This is a genomic window from Candidatus Synechococcus calcipolaris G9 (assembly GCF_029582805.1).
GTDB lineage: Bacteria > Cyanobacteriota > Cyanobacteriia > Thermosynechococcales > Thermosynechococcaceae > Synechococcus_F > Synechococcus_F calcipolaris.
On the sequence record NZ_JAKKUT010000001.1, the window covers coordinates 353467 to 370124 of the forward strand.

Here is a 16658-nt window from a genome sequence, read left to right on the forward strand (position 1 = left end):
CTAAAATTATGCCTCCTAGACCGCCCAGACCCGGCATTCGTAAAGATGGCCGTAAGGATTTTCGCCGCAGCGATCGCCCCAACCGAGATGGCCCACGGGACAAACCAAGTCGTCCCATTAAAACCAATAGCCGTGCTGCTTCGCCGGGCCCTGCCCCCATTAAACGTCAAGGCCCAGATGCCCCTAAACGCAGCGATCGTCCTGAGCGTAATCCTCGTGACAGTAGTGGCGATCGCGAGAACCGAGATTATCGTGATCGGACCTACCGGGGCGATCGGCCCGGGCGATCGGATCAACGTCCTCCCCGCAGTACCACCGATGAATCCACCAATCCCGATCTCATCTACGGCCGCCATACCGTACTCACGGCCATTGAAAGCGGCCGTCCCTGTAACCGCATCTGGGTGATTGAGGCCCTCCGCTACGACCCTCGCTTTTTAAGTGCCCTGAATCATGCCAAGGCAGAAGGGGCTGTCATTGATGTGGTTCCCTCCCAGCGGCTGGATCATCTCTGTCAGCGGGGTCGCCACCAAGGTATTGCCGCCCAGGTTGCGGCTCATCCCTATTTGGAAATGAATGAACTGATTAATCAGGCGGCCAAGGTCAGTCAAAACCCCATTCTATTAGCCGCCGATGGTATTAATGATCCCCATAATCTAGGGGCAATCATCCGTAGTGCCGAAGCCCTGGGAGTACAAGGTCTGATAATTCCCCAACGCCGCGCCGTGGGAGTGACTGCCACCGTTGCCAAGGTCGCCTCCGGGGCGATCGATCACTTACCTGTGGCACGAGTGATTAACTTCAACCAAGGCCTAGAAACCCTAAAAGCCGCCGGATATTGGATCTATGGCCTTGCCCCTGGCGGGTCTGATTCCCTCACCCAAACCACCTTTGAAGGGCCTATTGTTTTGGTAGTGGGCAGTGAAGAAAGTGGCCTGGGTCTACAAACCCAAAAACACTGCGATCATATCCTTTCCATCCCCTTACCGGGACGCACCAATAGCCTCAACGCTTCCGTTGCCGCTGGAATTGCCCTCTACGAGGTCTGTCGTCAACGACCTGTGGCGGTACGGCTCAACTTTGATCCCCCAGACACCGCTACCACGATTGATTGATACCAATACTTTGGCTAGAGATAACTAAATATAACAATTCTCGTTTCCGAGGTGCTTTCTTACACATTTTGAATGGGATCAGTTATACCCAAGATAGAGTGTTTTATAAGTTTTGGGGCAACGTTTGGAGGATATGTTTGTGAAACCAGATAGTAACACCAGTTTTTTGGGCTGGTTAGCAGATCGTACCAATGAAATAGGTTTAGCCTGGTGGGTAAAGGTTCTGACGCGCTCCCCCCAATGTACCTACTATTTTGGTCCATTTCTGACCGCCGCAGAGGCTGACAAAGAAAAGGCGGGCTATATTGACGACCTACGCTCTGAGGGAGCCGAGGGAATAGAAGCGATTGTACAGCGGTGCCGTCCAGAGAATCTCACCATCGATGAAGACTCGCCAAAAAAGTATCTGACCGCCCTTAGCGTTTAATCTGATTGATGCTGCTAACGGGTGGAAAAATTTCTTCACTGAGCAACCCATCACTCCTTAAAATTCAGAATCCATTCACCCCATTGATGTTATATAGCTGTTAAGGAGCAGCCACAGATGTGTTGAGACAAGTGGTCTAAAAACGGTCTAACGTTAGATCACCCTGAGGCTCCCTAGGGGCATGCTCAAAAATCACAGGTAATGTCATCCAAAAGGTTGCCCCTGCCCCCGGCGTACTCATCACCCCAATCTTGCCATGGTGGGCATTAATGATCTGGCGACAGAGGTACAGCCCCAAGCCAATACCCGATCGCTGGCGAGATTGTTTTCCCCGATAGTACAAATCAAACAGATGCTCTAGTTGCTCTGGCAAAATTCCGATGCCATCATCTTCAACGGTACAGAGAAGGGCCTGATCCTGGGTGCGGGCAGTAAAGGTCAATGTCAAACCAGGGCGGTTATGTTTAAGGGCATTGGTAATCAGGTTTTCAAAGACCCGCCGCAGTTGGGAACCATCGGCTAACACCATGGGTAAGTCATCCGGGATTTCATTATTGATATAGGCTTGGTTCTTGGCTAGAAGGGGGTCTAAATCCATTAAAATCCCATCTAGGAATTCACTAAAATTGAGGGGAGCCAGGTCTAGCTCCATGGTTTGTTCATCATCAAAATGAATATCCAATAAGGATTCAATCAAGGTCAACTGCCGTTCATGGCTTTGGACCATCCGCTGAAGAACTCGCACTGGCACGGAAATATCGGTTTCGTCTGTTTTTTCCGGCATTAAATTATTCAATACCATCAGAGTTCCGAGAACCGGTGTGCGTAAATCGTGGGATACGGCATGGAGAAACACATCCTTGAGGCGATTGAGTTCCTCTAGTTCCGTCATTTTTTGCCGGAGTTGGGCGGTGCGCTCTTCCACCTGGTATTCCAGATTGGCATTGAGAGCCGCTAATTTTTGATAGAGGGCGGCCTGTTGCAGGGCGATCGCCACTTGGTTGGCTAACTGTTCCAGGAGTTGTAATTCAAAGGGTTGCCAGATTCGGGGAACCGCACATTGCTGAATCACCAGTACCACTTGATCACCGCAATGATCCTGGGGAATGGGAATCACTAAACTGGATTGAATGTGATGGTCTTGATAAATGGCTTGAAGATCAGCGTTTAATTCGCCAAGGCTAAAATCTTGAATTTTAGGTGCGGACTGGCCGCTAGGGGTGGCAATGTCCAGGAGACTTTCCAGATAAACCGGTTGATTGAGTAATTGCTCTAAATCTGTTTCCCAGGTCTGATGGCTGGCAGCGGCGACAATTTTGACGCGGCAGGGGTGGGGAGCTAAATAGGCAATAAAGACCCGATCGGCATGGAGACAGTGGCGGACTTCAACCACGGTGGTATTGAGAATATCCTGTAATTCCAGCGATCGCCGGATACGCAGGGCAATTTCCGCCAAGAGTTGCTCCCGTTGGGCCGCCAACCGCAGATCTGTTTCCGCCTGCTTGCGTTGGGTAATGTCCCGAATGCCCACCACCCGTGCCGGCCGTCCCTGATAGAAAATAGATTTGCCCTGGATTTCCCCCACAAAGGTACTGCCATTTTTCCGCTGTCCCACGGCCTCTAGGGGTTGATCCGAAGGCTGTTGAATCCGGCTAATAATCAGTTCCCGGGATGAGGGATCCGTCACCATCAAGACCGATTGGCCAATCATCTCCCCAGGGGTGTAGCCAAATAGATCTTCTGCTGACTCATTAATATCAATAATCCGCCCCTGATCATGGATGATCACCGCTTCGGAGGTGGCCTGGAAAAAACTTTTTAATCGATCCTCACTGGCCTGTAATTCCGCAAGGGCTTTGTGGCGATCGCTCGCTTCAATGGCCAAGGATACTAAATCCGCAATCGAAGCAGCAAACTGCTGTTCCGCAACCGTCCAACGCCGTTGGGAGACTAAATGTTCATGGCAAACCACACCAATCATCGTCCCCTCAGCCCAGATGGGGGCATCCAGCATGGCCGTAATCCCCAAAGGAATTAAATAACCCTGGGCAAACTCATGGGTGCGGGAATCTGTCACCGCATCATGGGCAGCGATTACCCGCTCCTGTTCCAAGGCCTGGAAATAATCTGGATAATCCGCCGCTGCCAACTCTTGACCACTACTATAGCGATCCTCTAGGCGTTCATAGAGCGTGATACAGCGAATCTTGATCCGATCCTTGGTGTAGAGCCAAACACTGGTGCGGGCAACTCCCAGAGTTGTTGCGGCCGTCGCCACAATTTCCTGAAGAGACTGATGCAAATCCCCTTGATGCAAACTTTTCCGTCGAGACAGTTGGACTAAAATTTCATCCTGTTCTTGCAGTTGTTTTTCATTGGCATTGATGGGACAACTACTGCGACGTAACCCCAAAACTCCCCCCAAGGGTTCCGTAAAGGTTTGGATCGTCAAAATCTCCTCTTCCGGCCAGTGGTACATCGCTTGGGCATATTCCACCGTAAAAATACCCCAGAGTTGCCCCTCCACCGTAATGGGTAAGGCTAAGACCGACATAATACCGAGGGATTCTAGCCATTGTTGCTCAACCCCTGGGAACTCTCCCACCCACGTCTGAAGGCTATGGCCGGCCCTAAGACGACTGAACCAATAGTTAAAACTCGGCAGGGGGGTAATTTGGGCTGGACTGGGAATTGCTTTTTCATCCCGTCCCCAATCCGCGTAGGGAGATAGCCAAAGGTCTTGGCTCGGTAGGGGTTGGTGTACTTGCCACAGCCGTAGGCGATCGCAGGCCAATGCTGTCCCCAACTCCGGCAGAGCTAACAGTAAGGGTTCTGGCCAGGGTAATGCCGTCAATAACTGCCGCACCGCACCGGTGATCGTTTGCAGTTGAAGCTGAGGAGTCACAATAGGGGACATACAATCAATCCGAGTCTGTCGTAAGAGTTCAACACAAATAAGGTCAAGATAAAAGCAAAGCTAGATCGATCCTACTGGCCAGACTCTCATCCGTGGCTCACCCGATCAGGGGATTCCCAAAGGAAACGAGGGCCCGACTGAATCAGTCCAAGCCCTCGCATAGGAGTGAATTTAATGAATCCCATGAAACCATGGGAGACCTAGGAACAGCCTAGGGAGTCATCACCCGAGCTTGGGACGGTCGATAGTCCGTACCCTGCTTATTGGCACAGAAACCAATATCAACGGTTTGATTCGGATGCATCCGCTGCCCCCAGGAGGCGGGGGTTACGGTATATTGAGAACCCTGTCGCTGAAACGTGCCATTCCAACTGTTTTGAATACTGGCTTGGTTCATTTGAAAGCCAAGTCGCCATGGCTCACTCACCTGATTGCCCTGATTGGTCACCATAAAGCGCGCACAGAACCCCGTTTGCCAATCGGAATCAATGGTACTGCGAACGGACAGTTGACTACTCCCTGCCGGAGGGGGAGGCGGAGGAGGTGCAGGCGTGGGAGTTGGCGTTGGAGTAGGTACTGGGGTGGGTTCAGGGCTGGGCGTAGGAGTAGGAGTTGGCGTAGGTGCGGGGGGCGGAGCCGAGCCACCGAGGAGGGTACTTAGGAGTTGCTGCTTATCAGCATGGACGGTTTGCCAGTTATCCTGCAAAATACCTCCCGTATCCCCACTATTGGGGTTCCAACTCCAATAGGTGAAGTGGAGATTTTTGTCCCCAATATATTTGACAAAGGTGCGCTGCCAAATCCCTTCCTTGGAGGTGGCATCCACTTGACGACCGCCAAACTCACCAATCAAGATCGGCGCAATATTGCTATCGGCAATGTACTGGAAGCCAATTTGCCAACGGTTGGCCATATTGTTGGGGAAACTGGAGTCATGGAACCAGGTTTGGTTATACACACCTTGCCCATATTCGTGGGGAGAGTAGACCAATTTATTCGGCACATTCAGACGGACGGGATAGTTTCGCACCCCCTCCAGATTGCCACCCCACCAATGGGTTAGTTGTTGGCCAGGGACGTTTTTCTCCACCCCTTCTACCACAATTAACCAGTTGGGATTCACCGCCAGGATAGCATTGCCACACCGTTCTGCGGCTAGTCGCCAATCCGTTGCCATGTTGCCCGTTCCCCAACTGGCGTTACCATGGGGTTCATTTTTTAGGTCGGCCCCAATCACGTTCGATTGATGCCGGTAGCGATCGGCCAGCATTGTCCAGGTGGAAATCCAATCCTGTTCGCTGAAACCATCGCCGTACCAAAGTTCAGGGATTCGGTGCTGATTCAAACGGTGATTGTCCAACAGAATGTACAGGCCTTGCCGCTGGGCTTCTTGGATCACTAAATCCATCACTTGCAGCGGTGTCTTGCCCTGTAAATCACTGTTGCTGCCAATACCAAAATTCACCGCACTGAAGGTACTGGCCCGCAATCCTTCAATGGAAAACGGTAAGCGAATGACGTTGTATCCCAAGTCTTTGATTTGCTTGAGCATACTCTTGTAATCACGGGCCCACAAACCATGGGGAGAGCGGGTATCGGTTTCTAAACCAAACCAGTTCACCCCCCGCAGCAAGATGGCTCGGCCTTGGGCATCCACAATTCGGTTACCAACGGTAGACAGGGGTGTGGGCGGCAAAGAGGCACTAAAGACCGGTAGCGGCCACAGATTAATACTCAGGATTAATCCCAGCCCACATAGAAAACAGAGGAGAGGTTTGATTAGAAATTTGTAAGGTTTCCAATGGTGATCGTGCATTGATTCGCAAAATAAAGGATACCCTCTATGACGTGGAGACCAGGAGGCATAGACTGTAACCCTAGTCCAGAAAAAAAATTGGTTACTCTATACCCGAAAATAACTTTCACGCTCTATAATTTAATGAATCTACACAATTTTTAGGGTTTAGACATCCCTATACGGGGTTCAGACAGGTTTTAATCAGGTATTGCCCTGGGTGTACTGGAAGCGGGATGTGTAGTACGGTAAGGTTGATGGGCAGAGAACCTCTCAGGAATGTCCAGATGGTTGTGCTGAGGACTTGAGTATCGGCAGGATGTCAGGTTAATGATAGGGTACAAAAAACTAAAAAAAATAACGTTATTCATCAATTAGGGAGTATCAATCGCCTTGGAAAATCACAAAGAGAAAATTCTTGTGGTTGACGATGAAGCCAGTATCCGTCGCATTCTGGAAACTCGTCTTTCAATGATTGGCTATGTTGTTGTCACTGCTGCTGATGGCGAAGAAGCCCTATCGACGTTTCGGGATGAAGTGCCGGATTTGGTCGTCCTGGATGTGATGATGCCCAAGCTGGATGGGTACGGCGTATGCCAAGAATTACGAAAAGAGTCAGATGTGCCGATTATTATGCTCACAGCCCTAGGGGATGTGGCGGATCGGATTACGGGGTTAGAACTAGGGGCCGACGACTATGTGGTGAAACCGTTTTCTCCCAAAGAACTAGAGGCCCGAATTCGCTCGGTCCTACGACGGGTTGAGAAGACCTCCACCTCTGGCATTCCCAGTTCCGGCGTGATTCAAATTGCCAATATTCGCATTGATACCAATAAACGGCAAGTTTATAAGGGGGATGAACGAATCCGCCTAACGGGTATGGAGTTTAGCCTCTTGGAATTGTTGGTCGGTAAGTCCGGGGAACCCTTTTCCCGAGGTGAAATTCTTGAAGAAGTGTGGGGCTATACACCGGAGCGTCATGTGGATACCCGTGTGGTCGATGTCCATATTTCTCGATTACGGGCTAAGTTAGAAGAAGATCCGAGTAACCCGGAGTTGATCCTCACGGCCCGGGGGACGGGGTATCTATTCCAGCGAATTATTGAGCCAGGAGAGTTGATCGGAAAGGTGTAGGCTATGGCTGCTAATTTCCTAAAAAAGCTGAACTGGACGCTTTCGGACTGGGTGGGATTGACCATTACGGCGATCGCCCTAGGGGTAATTGCCACGATGCAGCAAACGTCCCTTGAGGAATTAAAAGATAAAAGTCAACAGGTTTTGTCCAAGGAAGCCTATGAGCGTCAGGATGCCCAAACTGAAGCCCAGATCAATCTTTTAGCTAATATCCCCGCCTTTGGGTTTGAAAATCTGATTAGTGATTGGAGCTTTTTGCAGTTTTTGCAATACTTTGGCTACTGGCAGGCTCGGGAAAAAACTGGCTATGACCTATCCCCAGACTTTTTCAAGGTCATTATTAACAATGATCCTCGGTTTGTGAATAGTTACGTCTTTCTCTCCACGTCCTCTACTCTCTATGCCGGGCAACCCCAAGAAAGTGTTGCCTTGATGGATCAAGGATTAGCCAATATCTCCCCGAAAACCTTTCCCCAAGCCTATTTGATCTGGGTCTATCGGGCCATGGATGAATTACTTTTTCTAGGGGATCCCCAAGCATCAGCGAAGTCCTATGAAATGGCCGCCCAATGGTCTGAAATTCAAAAAGACCCGGATATTTATGAGTCGGCTCCTTTTTATCGCCGCATGGCTGAGGGGTTAGTCCGTAATCCTAATAGCCGTCAAGTTCAGTTTAATTCTTGGATGTTAGTGTTATCTAATTCGGTGAGCGATCGCACCCGTGAACTAGCCCTAAAAAATCTCAGGGAACTAGGGGCCGTCGTCACTATTTCCCCTGAGGGAACAATTAATGTACAGCCGCCACCAACGGATTGATATTACAATCAAGTCTAATGGCTTCAATCTTGATTGGTGTGTTTTTCTTCATTGGTATGTGTTTGTTCCCAAGAATCAGGGTGACAGTGGCAACCAATCTCCACTGGATACAAACGCAGCCCAATAGTAGGGTGTCTCCGTTTGGGGATTGTTCAACATTTCTAACTGCACCTGCCGCATGGCTTCTGTGCGTCCCAACCCCCGGAGCAGATTCTCATAGTAGGCCACCATAATGTCCTTCGTGACCTGATCATCCACCTTCCAGAGTGTCCCCACCTGCGATCGCGCCCCCGCCAGCGTAAAGGCCCGCCGCAGACCGTAGACCCCATCCCCATTCGTCAAATCGCCGCGCCCCGTATCACAGGCCGATAGCACCACTAACTCCGTACCATCCAAATTGATCGCCGTCACCTCCAAGGCAGTGAGAACCCCATCATCCCCCCCACTTTGACGTTGGTTAAATCCTGCCAGAGCCAACCCAGATCGCAACAGTGGATTTTCGGCAGTAAAGGCTTGCGGTTCATTCAGATTTTGTAGGCTTTGCAGGTCTGAAGATTCCGTCGGCGGCGTATTTTCCAGGAAAAAGCCATGGGTCGCCAGGTGCAAAATCCGGGGACTCTGGACTGCCTTCACCGCACTTTCCGTCGCCTGGGGGCCCTTCAACACTTCCGCACTGGGTAATAGATCACGAATGGCATTAGCTTCTGCGGCAGTACCCGGTAACTCCCCAAAGGCGAGGGTGCGTAAATCCCCAGAACGCTGCTGAGAGCTTCCACGGGTCGTTGTCGTAGCTACCACCGTTGCCGCCCGCTCAAAATTGGGATTTGCCACCACCAAGGGCGATGATGCAGGGGATAGCGGTAATTGCAGCCGCAGTAAATCCCGCCCCGACGTGAGAACCGTTATCGTAAAGGATTCAAGTAAATAGCGATCCTGCTCATCCACCAGAGCTTGAAAGGGAATCAAATTGAGTTGGGCATCGGGAGCAATCAGTAAATGGGAGACATTGCCCACCATTCGCCGCACCGGAGCCATAACCTTGGCATCCAGGGCTTGGGACGCTGATTTTACCGTCAGAGAAGGGAGCCGGGGATCAACCATCTGTTGCCGTGCCGCTTTAATCAGGGCATCAATTTCAGCGGCATCACCGAGGTTTTGCCATTGGGGATTACCCCTCGGGGAAAGGACATAGACCGCATAACGGGGAGCAAGGAATCTGTTGTTTTTTATGTCAAAGGGTCGATAGTGAATAAACTCAACTAACGCAGCATCATTGGGAATGGCGGCTTGAACGGCGTTTAGGGTGACTGGGGTTGTTGCCTGACGAAACGAAGCACTTTTGAGACTCAGTTCCCCTTCCAGTTGCTCGGCGGCTTGGGTGAGTTGGCGGAGTTGATCCGGCGGTGGTGGCGTTCCTGGGGCAAACGTAAGACCCGCAATTTCGGTTCGCAATGCCACCAACTGCTCCAACTGGCGTTGCCCCGCCCCATCCAGTTGATGGCGAAGATGATGATTGGTTTCCCCCAAGACATCCAGTAATCGCCCCTTGCGCCGCAAAATCGTGGTCAGGGCTAGTTCCGCTGCTGCCATAGTTTGAGGCGTACCCTGGAGGTGGAAAGAAATGGCTCGATTCGTTGAGCGTGAGAAGGTAGCCAAATAATTCCGTTTATACTCCTCGGAGCCAATCACCAGATTCAAACTCAGACTAGATTCTTCGCTTTCCATGGCACGTTGGAAAAAACCTAGAGCCTTAGGGAATTCTGCCGTGCGCCAATGAAAAATAGCCAGATTATTAAGGCTACTGGCAACATCGGGATGATTCTCTCCCAAGGTAGCTTCCCGAATCCTTAAACTGCGTTGATGCAGGGGCAAGGCTGCTTCATAATTTCCTTGACGATAGTATAATTGAGCTAGATTATTCAGGCTTGTGGCAACATCGGGATGATTCTCTCCTAAGGTAGCTTCCAGAATCCTTAAACTGCGTTGATGCAGGGGCAAGGCTGCTTCATAATTTCCTTGAACAAAGTATAATTGAGCTAGATTATTCAGGCTTGTGGCAACATCGGGATGATTCTCTCCTAAGGTAGCTTCCAGAATCCTTAAACTGCGTTGATGCAGGGGCAAGGCTGCTTCATAATTTCCTTGAACAGAGTATAAATTAGCCAGATTATTGAGACTTTGTGCAACATCGGGATGATTCTCTCCTAAGGTAGCTTCCCGAATCCTTAAACTGCGTTGATGCAGGGGCAAGACTGCTTCATAATTCCCTTGACGATAGTATAATTCAGCCAGATTATTGAGACTTTGTGCAACATAGGGATGACTCTCGCCCAATGCCGTTTCAAAAATCCTTAAACTGCGCTGATACAGGGGCAAGGCTGCTTCATAATTTCCTTGAACAAAGTATAATTGAGCTAGATTATTCAGGCTTGTGGCAACATCAGGATGATTCTCTCCTAAGGTAGCTTCCAGAATCCTTAAACTGCGTTGATGCAGGGGCAAGGCTGCTTCATAATTTCCTTGAACAAAGTATAAATTAGCTAGATTATTAAGGCTGGCGGCAACAGCGAGATGATTCTCGCCCAATGCAGTTTCAACAATCCTTAAACTGCGCTGATACAGGGGCAAGGCTGCTTCATAATTCCCTTGTCGATGAAAAATTTGGGCTTGCTCATACAGTTCCTTGATTTCATTAAGTTGTTCCTGAGTCAACGAGGTGGTCTGTGTTGGAGAATTTTGCGGCTGTTGAAGTCTCTGCTCAACAACACCACTTCCTGAATATGTCTGATTGTCTTTTGAATATGTATAATTATCCTTTGAGTAATCTGCAACAACCGGGGAAGTTTGCTCCGCTGTGACAGACTCAAGAACTGAAAGCATCACTAAGGGAGCCATGAGAACCGATTGAACCCAAAATTTCATGGTTGTATTTTTCAGACAGTCTTTGATGCCCCATTGTAGGGGTTCATTGGCATAAAAACAATAGCAGTCCAGTTTGTCCGTCAATCAGCAAAATTCCCAAAACATTTGGGATGGACAGCCCTAGGCGAGCTCCCGATAAACTAGACAAATGCGAGATAACCTGTGCAAATACCTAGCCGAAAAATATCCCACTGCCTTTACCCAGTGGCTTTTGCAGGATGCCTCAGAAAATGTATCAATCCTGAAAACCGAGCTTAACCTAGAGCCGATCCGGGCTGATTCCGTCACCTTGGTACAGACCCAAAACTGCATTCTCCATCTCGAATTTCAAGTCGAGCCAGAGCCGACATTACCTCTACGAATGCTGGACTATTGGCTGAGGCTCTATCGAAACTATCAGTGCGAGATTGTCCAGGTCTTGATCTTGCTGCGACGGACTCGGATCAATGTCCCCGATAGGTTTGAATTACCAACAACGAGACATCACTATCGAGTAGTAAAACTCTGGGAAGAAGACCCTAACCAATTTTTTAGGATTCCCGCCCTCCTACCCTTTGCGGTTTTGGGAAAAGTTGATAACGGAGAAGCCCTATTGCAAGCCGTTGCCGATCAAATTGGTCAGATAGAATCCGAGCAGACTCGCCAAGACCTGAGTACCGTCGTTCAACTATTGGCTGGGTTACAGTACAGTAAAGAGCTTATTCAAACCATTTTTCGGGAGGGAATGATGCGTGAATCAGTGATATATCAAGAGATTCTACAGGAAGGTGAACGCAAAGGACTGCAAAAAGGTCTTGAACGCGGACGACAAGAAGGGCAACGAGAGGGAGAATGTACCCTTGTCCTTCGCCAACTCCGTCGACGACTGGGGATTCTTCCTGATGAGGTTGTTCGCCAAATCCATGGATTATCCCTCGACCAATTGGAATCCTTGGGGGAAGCTCTCTTGGATTTTCAAGACTTCGATGCTCTAGAAACGTGGCTAGGATCACGAATAAAAGGTTAAAACCCTAATAGCTAGGCTATTTTCGTTAAGGCTTTCAACGTTAAAACCTTAAAATCTTGATTACAGCGAACAAAAACTGATGGGCTTTGCTCTAGTTCAGGGCTTTCATAGATGTGATGGCTACTAGTAACTCTTCGCAAAACCCAACCGCTCTGTTCTAGAATCTTGCACAACCACAACCGTTTCCCTAATTTATTCTTGAAAAGAAGAACAACCATCGGTGTGCATGATTTGTTGACCATTATCCGCTGATATAGGCATCAGCCTCAATTTCCACGAGCAATTCAGGAGAGATAAGCTTACTGACTTCTGCCATGGTGGAAGCGGGACGAATTTTCCCAAAAAACTGCCCATGGGCCCGACCTACGTCTTCCCAGCGAGATATGTCCGTGACGTACATACGACACGGGAGTAACCCACAACAGATTCCCAAGGCACGCCGGATGAGATACTTTGGCGGGTCACTGATGGTTTTCCATATTGAGATCTAATGTTTGTTTATAGGGAGGCAACTAATTTTGCTTCCTCTTCCTTCGACATTAAACGTCCTTGATCGGCAAAGTTCTCAATCTGATCAAAATAGAGATAGCGATAGAGATCATTGGCAAAGGGATCAATTTTCTCGCTGACAATCTTTAAGTATTCTTCTGGACTGGGAATTTTTCCTAGGAGGGCACAAACCGCCGCCAGTTCCGCCGAACCTAAATAAACCTGCGCTCCCTTGCCCATCCGGTTATTAAAATTACGGGTTGAGGTGGAAAACACGGTGGTATTATCAGCCACTCGGGCCTGATTTCCCATACAAAGGGAGCAGCCAGGCATCTCCATCCGCGCCCCAGCCGCTGCAAAAATGCCGTAGTAGCCTTCTTCCCGTAGCTTTTCTTCATCCATCCGGGTGGGCGGGGCAATCCAAAGCCGTACTTTGACCGGGCCTTCTCCCTCTAGGACTTTAGCCGCTGCCCGGTAATGGCCAATATTGGTCATACAAGAACCAATAAAGACTTCCTGAATGGGATCCCCCACACAATCAGAAATGGTTTTAATATTGTCCGGATCATTGGGGGCTGCCACGAGGGGTTCTTTGATTTGATCTAGATCCACAATAATGCGATCAGCGTAGTTCGCCTGTTCATCGGCAGAAAGCAGGTGGGGATGGGCTAACCAATCCTCCATTTTTTTGATCCGTCGCCAGATTGTGCGGGCATCACCATATCCCCGGGCCACCATATTTTTGAGAAGGGCAACATTGGATCGCAGGTACGTGGCAACGGTTTCTTCACTGAGTTTGATCGTACAGCCCGCCGCCGATCGCTCCGCCGTCGCATCGGTCAATTCAAAGGCCTGCTCCAATTGCAGATCCGGTAGCCCCTCCATTTCAATAATCCGCCCGGAGTACACATTCTGTTTATTTTCTTTGCTAACTGTGAGTTTACCCTCTTGCATGGCAACGTAGGGAATGGCATTGACAATATCCCGCAGCGTCACCCCCGGCTGCAACGTTCCCGTAAATTTCACCAAGACGGATTCTGGCATATCCAGGGGCATCACCCCCAAGGCAGCGGCAAAGGCAACAAGTCCCGATCCCGCCGGAAAGGAAATCCCCAGGGGAAAGCGGGTATGGGAATCTCCCCCCGTGCCCACCGTATCTGGCAAGAGCATCCGATTTAACCAGGAGTGAATAATGCCATCGCCGGGCCGCAGGGAAACCCCGCCGCGAGCGGTAATAAAGTCCGGTAGATCCCTATGGGTATTAATATCCACCGGTTTGGGATAGGCCGCGGTATGGCAAAAGCTCTGGAGTACCAGATCTGCTCCAAATCCTAGGCAGGCCAGTTCTTTGAGTTCATCCCGGGTCATGGGGCCCGTGGTATCCTGTGAACCCACCGTGGTCATGACGGGTTCACAGTAGGTTCCGGGCAAAATACCCGGTAAGCCACAGGCTTGACCGACCATTTTTTGGGCGAGGGTATAACCTTGGGTATCGCTGCTGGTGACGGGAGTCGGTCGAGTAAAGAGGGGACTCGGGCCCAACTTAAGGGCGGCCCGGGCCTTATCGGTCAGGGTGCGGCCAATAAGGAGGGGAATACGCCCTCCGGCCCGTACTTCATCTAAAATCGTGTCGGGTTTCAGCTTAAAGGTGGCAATCACGTCCCCCGCTTCATTGGTGATCTCCCCCCGGTAGGGATAAATCGTAATCACATCCCCCGTATTCATCTGGGTGACATCGCATTCAATCGGGAGTGCCCCAGAGTCTTCTAGGGTATTAAAAAAGATCGGTGCAATTTTACCACCGAGGCAAAAACCACTGGTGCGCTTATTGGGCACAAAGGGAATATCATCCCCCGTATGCCAAAGTACCGAATTCGTGGCGGATTTACGAGAGGAGCCGGTTCCCACCACATCGCCAACGTAGGCGACGGGATAGCCCTTTTCCTTGAGTTGGGCGATCGCCCCTAGGGAGCCAGGTAAGCGACTTTCTAGCATCACGGTGGCATGGAGGGGAATGTCGGGGCGGGTGGTGGCATGGGGGGCAGGGGAGAGATCATCGGTATTGGTTTCCCCAGGCACTTTGAAGACGGTCACGGTAATGGCTTCGGCCAGGGGGGGGCGATCGCTAAACCATTGGCCATCAGCCCAGGCTTGCAGAACCGCTTGGGCGTAGGTATTTCCCTGGGTGGCTAGTTCCTGAACATCATGGAAGGCATCGTAGACGAGAAGGGTTTTGCTGAGGGCCCGCACCGCCGCCGTTGCCAGATCCGGGGCATCACCCTTGAGGAGATCAATGAGGGAATGGACATTATAGCCCCCCAGCATGGTTCCCAAAAGTTCCACGGCGGCAAGGGCAGAAATCAAGGGACTGGTGAGTTCCCCCTTGGCCAGGGCGGTTAAAAATCCTGCCTTCACGTAGGCCGCTTGATCCACCCCCGGTGGCACGCGATCGCGGAGCAAATGAATTAAATAGTCCTCTTCACCCGTGGGGGGATGCTGGAGAAGATCGCAGACCTGAGAGACCTCTTCTGGGGTTAAGGGGAGGGGGGGAATACCTAACTGTCCCCGTTCCTGGGTTTGTTGCCGATAGCGGGTTAAGACCGTCTCAGATGCCACTGGATTTACCTCCAACAAATGTGAACACAATGCAAAAAATTCAAAAACAATGTAAAAAAATTTAGCCTTGGCTTTAGGGATGCTTTAGGGATGTTTCGTTATTTAGCCTGAAGGGTTTCCAGGGTTCGCGTTAAGGCCCCAAGGGCTTGATCCACTTCCGCCGTTGAAACAATCAAGGGGGGAACAAACCGCACCACTTGCGGCCCCGCTGGAACCAGTAATAAGCCCTGGGCGATCGCCCCTTTGACAATATCAATGGAGGTAACAGAGGCGGTATCGGCCAGTTCTAGGCCATTAATTAAACCCCAACCCCGCACGTCGGCGATCAAACCGGGGTAGCGTTGGCTAATTGCCTTTAAGCCCTGGCGTAATTGTTCACCGCGATCGCGGACATTGGTTAATAACTGTTCCTGTTCAATGGTTTGGCAAACGGTGAGGGCCGCAGCACAGGCAAAGGGATTGCCACCAAAGGTACTGGCATGATCTCCCGGCTGAAAAACATCACAGAAGGATTTAGAGATCAGGGCACCAATGGGAATGCCGCCCGCTAATCCCTTGGCAGAGGTAAAAATATCCGGCTCAATTCCCAAACATTCATAGCCCCAGAGGTTGCCCGTGCGGCCCATGCCCACCTGCACTTCATCAAAAATTAGCAGGATGCCTTTCTCGGTGCAGATATCCCGTACCCGTTGGAAGTAGGCGCGATCGCCCGGGCGAACTCCTCCCTCTCCCTGGAGTGATTCTAATAAAATAGCCGCAACTCGCCGCTGGGGGTGATCTATTTCGGCGATCGCCGTTTCCAGGGCCCCGATGTCGTTGTAGGGCACATAGGCAAAACCTGGCATCAGGGGGTCAAAATTTTTCTGGTATTTGGGTTGGCCCGTCGCCGTAATCGTAGCCAGAGTCCGACCATGGAAGCTGGCCTGGGCCGTGAGAATCAGCGGCTCTTGAATATTCAGGACCGTGTGGGCATACTTGCGGGCCAGTTTGATTGCGCCCTCATTGGCTTCGGCCCCAGAGTTACAGAAAAAGGCGCGATCGCCGCAGGAATGGTTCACGAGCCACTCCGCTAACGCCCCCTGCTGGGGAATGTAGTAGAGATTGGAGACATGGTGTAGGGTTTGGATTTGCTCGGTAATGGTTTTCACTAGGGCTGGATGGCTATGACCCAGGGTGCAGGTGGCAATACCGGCGACAAAATCCAGATAGACCTTTCCCTCACTATCCCAGACGCGGCAGCCCTCTCCCCGCTCCAAGGCCAGGGGAAAACGGCCATAGGTAGTCATGACATACTGATCAAATTGTTGGGGATCAAAGGGCTGGGGAGCCACAGGCGAAGGGAGTAGGGTGTCTAAACTCACGGAGGAATACCAGAGGCGTGTCAAAATATATTTTTGTATCCTAGCGGATCTCTTCGGACA

Annotated in this window: 12 protein-coding genes; 5 read left to right on the top strand and 7 right to left on the bottom strand. The window is 50.6% G+C overall.

The genetic code is table 11. The features are described 5' to 3' along the window. Positions 1-8: 8 nt before the first annotated feature. Both rlmB and L3556_RS01900 read left to right on the top strand, forming a co-directional pair. Positions 9-1115 carry a 23S rRNA (guanosine(2251)-2'-O)-methyltransferase RlmB gene (gene rlmB, locus L3556_RS01895; protein WP_277865608.1) on the top strand — a complete coding sequence of 369 codons (1107 nt, stop codon included), beginning with the start codon at positions 9-11 and terminating at the stop codon, positions 1113-1115. 139 nt (positions 1116-1254) lie between these two features. Further along, positions 1255-1542 carry a DUF1816 domain-containing protein gene (locus L3556_RS01900; RefSeq protein ID WP_277865609.1) on the top strand — a complete coding sequence of 96 codons (288 nt, stop codon included), beginning with the start codon at positions 1255-1257 and terminating at the stop codon, positions 1540-1542. Positions 1543-1678: 136 nt separating this feature from the next. Here L3556_RS01900 and L3556_RS01905 read toward each other — a convergent pair whose 3' ends face one another. Both L3556_RS01905 and L3556_RS01910 read right to left on the bottom strand, forming a co-directional pair. After that, complete coding sequence (locus tag L3556_RS01905) at positions 1679-4459, bottom strand: GAF domain-containing protein (protein ID WP_277865610.1); 2781 nt, start codon at positions 4457-4459, stop codon at positions 1679-1681. A gap of 211 nt (positions 4460-4670) precedes the next feature. After that, a complete protein-coding gene (locus L3556_RS01910; protein ID WP_277865611.1) occupies positions 4671-6275 on the bottom strand; it encodes a cellulase family glycosylhydrolase in 1605 nt (534 codons plus the stop codon). 372 nt (positions 6276-6647) lie between these two features. Between L3556_RS01910 and rpaB the strand changes: the two genes are divergently transcribed. Both rpaB and L3556_RS01920 read left to right on the top strand, forming a co-directional pair. Then, on the top strand, positions 6648-7388 hold the full coding sequence (gene rpaB, locus L3556_RS01915) for a response regulator transcription factor RpaB (protein WP_277865612.1): 741 nt from the start codon (positions 6648-6650) through the stop codon (positions 7386-7388). A gap of 3 nt (positions 7389-7391) precedes the next feature. Next, positions 7392-8204 (top strand): hypothetical protein, encoded by an 813-nt coding sequence (locus L3556_RS01920; protein ID WP_277865613.1) that lies wholly within the window; start codon positions 7392-7394, stop codon positions 8202-8204. Positions 8205-8279: 75 nt separating this feature from the next. Here L3556_RS01920 and L3556_RS01925 read toward each other — a convergent pair whose 3' ends face one another. Further along, entirely contained in the window at positions 8280-11210 is a 2931-nt protein-coding gene (locus tag L3556_RS01925; protein WP_277865614.1) for a CHAT domain-containing tetratricopeptide repeat protein, read from the bottom strand. 64 nt (positions 11211-11274) lie between these two features. Here L3556_RS01925 and L3556_RS01930 point away from each other — a divergent pair, with 64 nt between their 5' ends. Next, a complete protein-coding gene (locus L3556_RS01930; protein WP_277865615.1) occupies positions 11275-12132 on the top strand; it encodes an Rpn family recombination-promoting nuclease/putative transposase in 858 nt (285 codons plus the stop codon). 11 nt (positions 12133-12143) lie between these two features. Here the strand turns inward: L3556_RS01930 and L3556_RS01935 are convergent, their stop codons facing one another. From L3556_RS01935 to L3556_RS01950, 4 genes are all read right to left on the bottom strand, one after another. After that, positions 12144-12374, bottom strand: a complete 231-nt coding sequence (locus tag L3556_RS01935) for a type II toxin-antitoxin system HicA family toxin (RefSeq protein ID WP_338405704.1) — start codon at positions 12372-12374, stop codon at positions 12144-12146. Beyond that, entirely contained in the window at positions 12374-12532 is a 159-nt protein-coding gene (locus L3556_RS01940) for a Rid family hydrolase (protein ID WP_277865617.1), read from the bottom strand. The genes L3556_RS01935 and L3556_RS01940 overlap by 1 nt, the downstream gene beginning before the upstream one ends. Before the next feature lie 98 nt (positions 12533-12630). Next, the gene (gene acnB / locus L3556_RS01945; protein ID WP_277865618.1) at positions 12631-15237 is read right to left on the bottom strand and encodes a bifunctional aconitate hydratase 2/2-methylisocitrate dehydratase; all 2607 of its coding nucleotides are present in this window, start codon (positions 15235-15237) and stop codon (positions 12631-12633) included. 98 nt (positions 15238-15335) lie between these two features. Beyond that, positions 15336-16523, bottom strand: coding sequence for an aspartate aminotransferase family protein (locus tag L3556_RS01950; protein WP_277865774.1), 1188 nt, complete (start codon positions 16521-16523; stop codon positions 15336-15338). Between the last annotated feature and the right edge of the window lie 135 nt (positions 16524-16658).

What these genes read in the sequence shown, in the direction of transcription:
- L3556_RS01935 (WP_338405704.1), bottom strand. Translation starts at nt 12,374, where the DNA reads ATGGTCAACAAATCATGCACACCGATGGTTGTTCTTCTTTTCAAGAAT.
- L3556_RS01950 (WP_277865774.1), bottom strand. Translation starts at nt 16,523, where the DNA reads ATGACTACCTATGGCCGTTTTCCCCTGGCCTTGGAGCGGGGAGAGGGC.
- L3556_RS01920 (WP_277865613.1), top strand. Translation starts at nt 7,392, where the DNA reads ATGGCTGCTAATTTCCTAAAAAAGCTGAACTGGACGCTTTCGGACTGG.
- L3556_RS01910 (WP_277865611.1), bottom strand. Translation starts at nt 6,275, where the DNA reads ATGCACGATCACCATTGGAAACCTTACAAATTTCTAATCAAACCTCTC.
- L3556_RS01930 (WP_277865615.1), top strand. Translation starts at nt 11,275, where the DNA reads ATGCGAGATAACCTGTGCAAATACCTAGCCGAAAAATATCCCACTGCC.
- rlmB (WP_277865608.1), top strand. Translation starts at nt 9, where the DNA reads ATGCCTCCTAGACCGCCCAGACCCGGCATTCGTAAAGATGGCCGTAAG.
- L3556_RS01940 (WP_277865617.1), bottom strand. Translation starts at nt 12,532, where the DNA reads ATGTACGTCACGGACATATCTCGCTGGGAAGACGTAGGTCGGGCCCAT.
- L3556_RS01905 (WP_277865610.1), bottom strand. Translation starts at nt 4,459, where the DNA reads ATGTCCCCTATTGTGACTCCTCAGCTTCAACTGCAAACGATCACCGGT.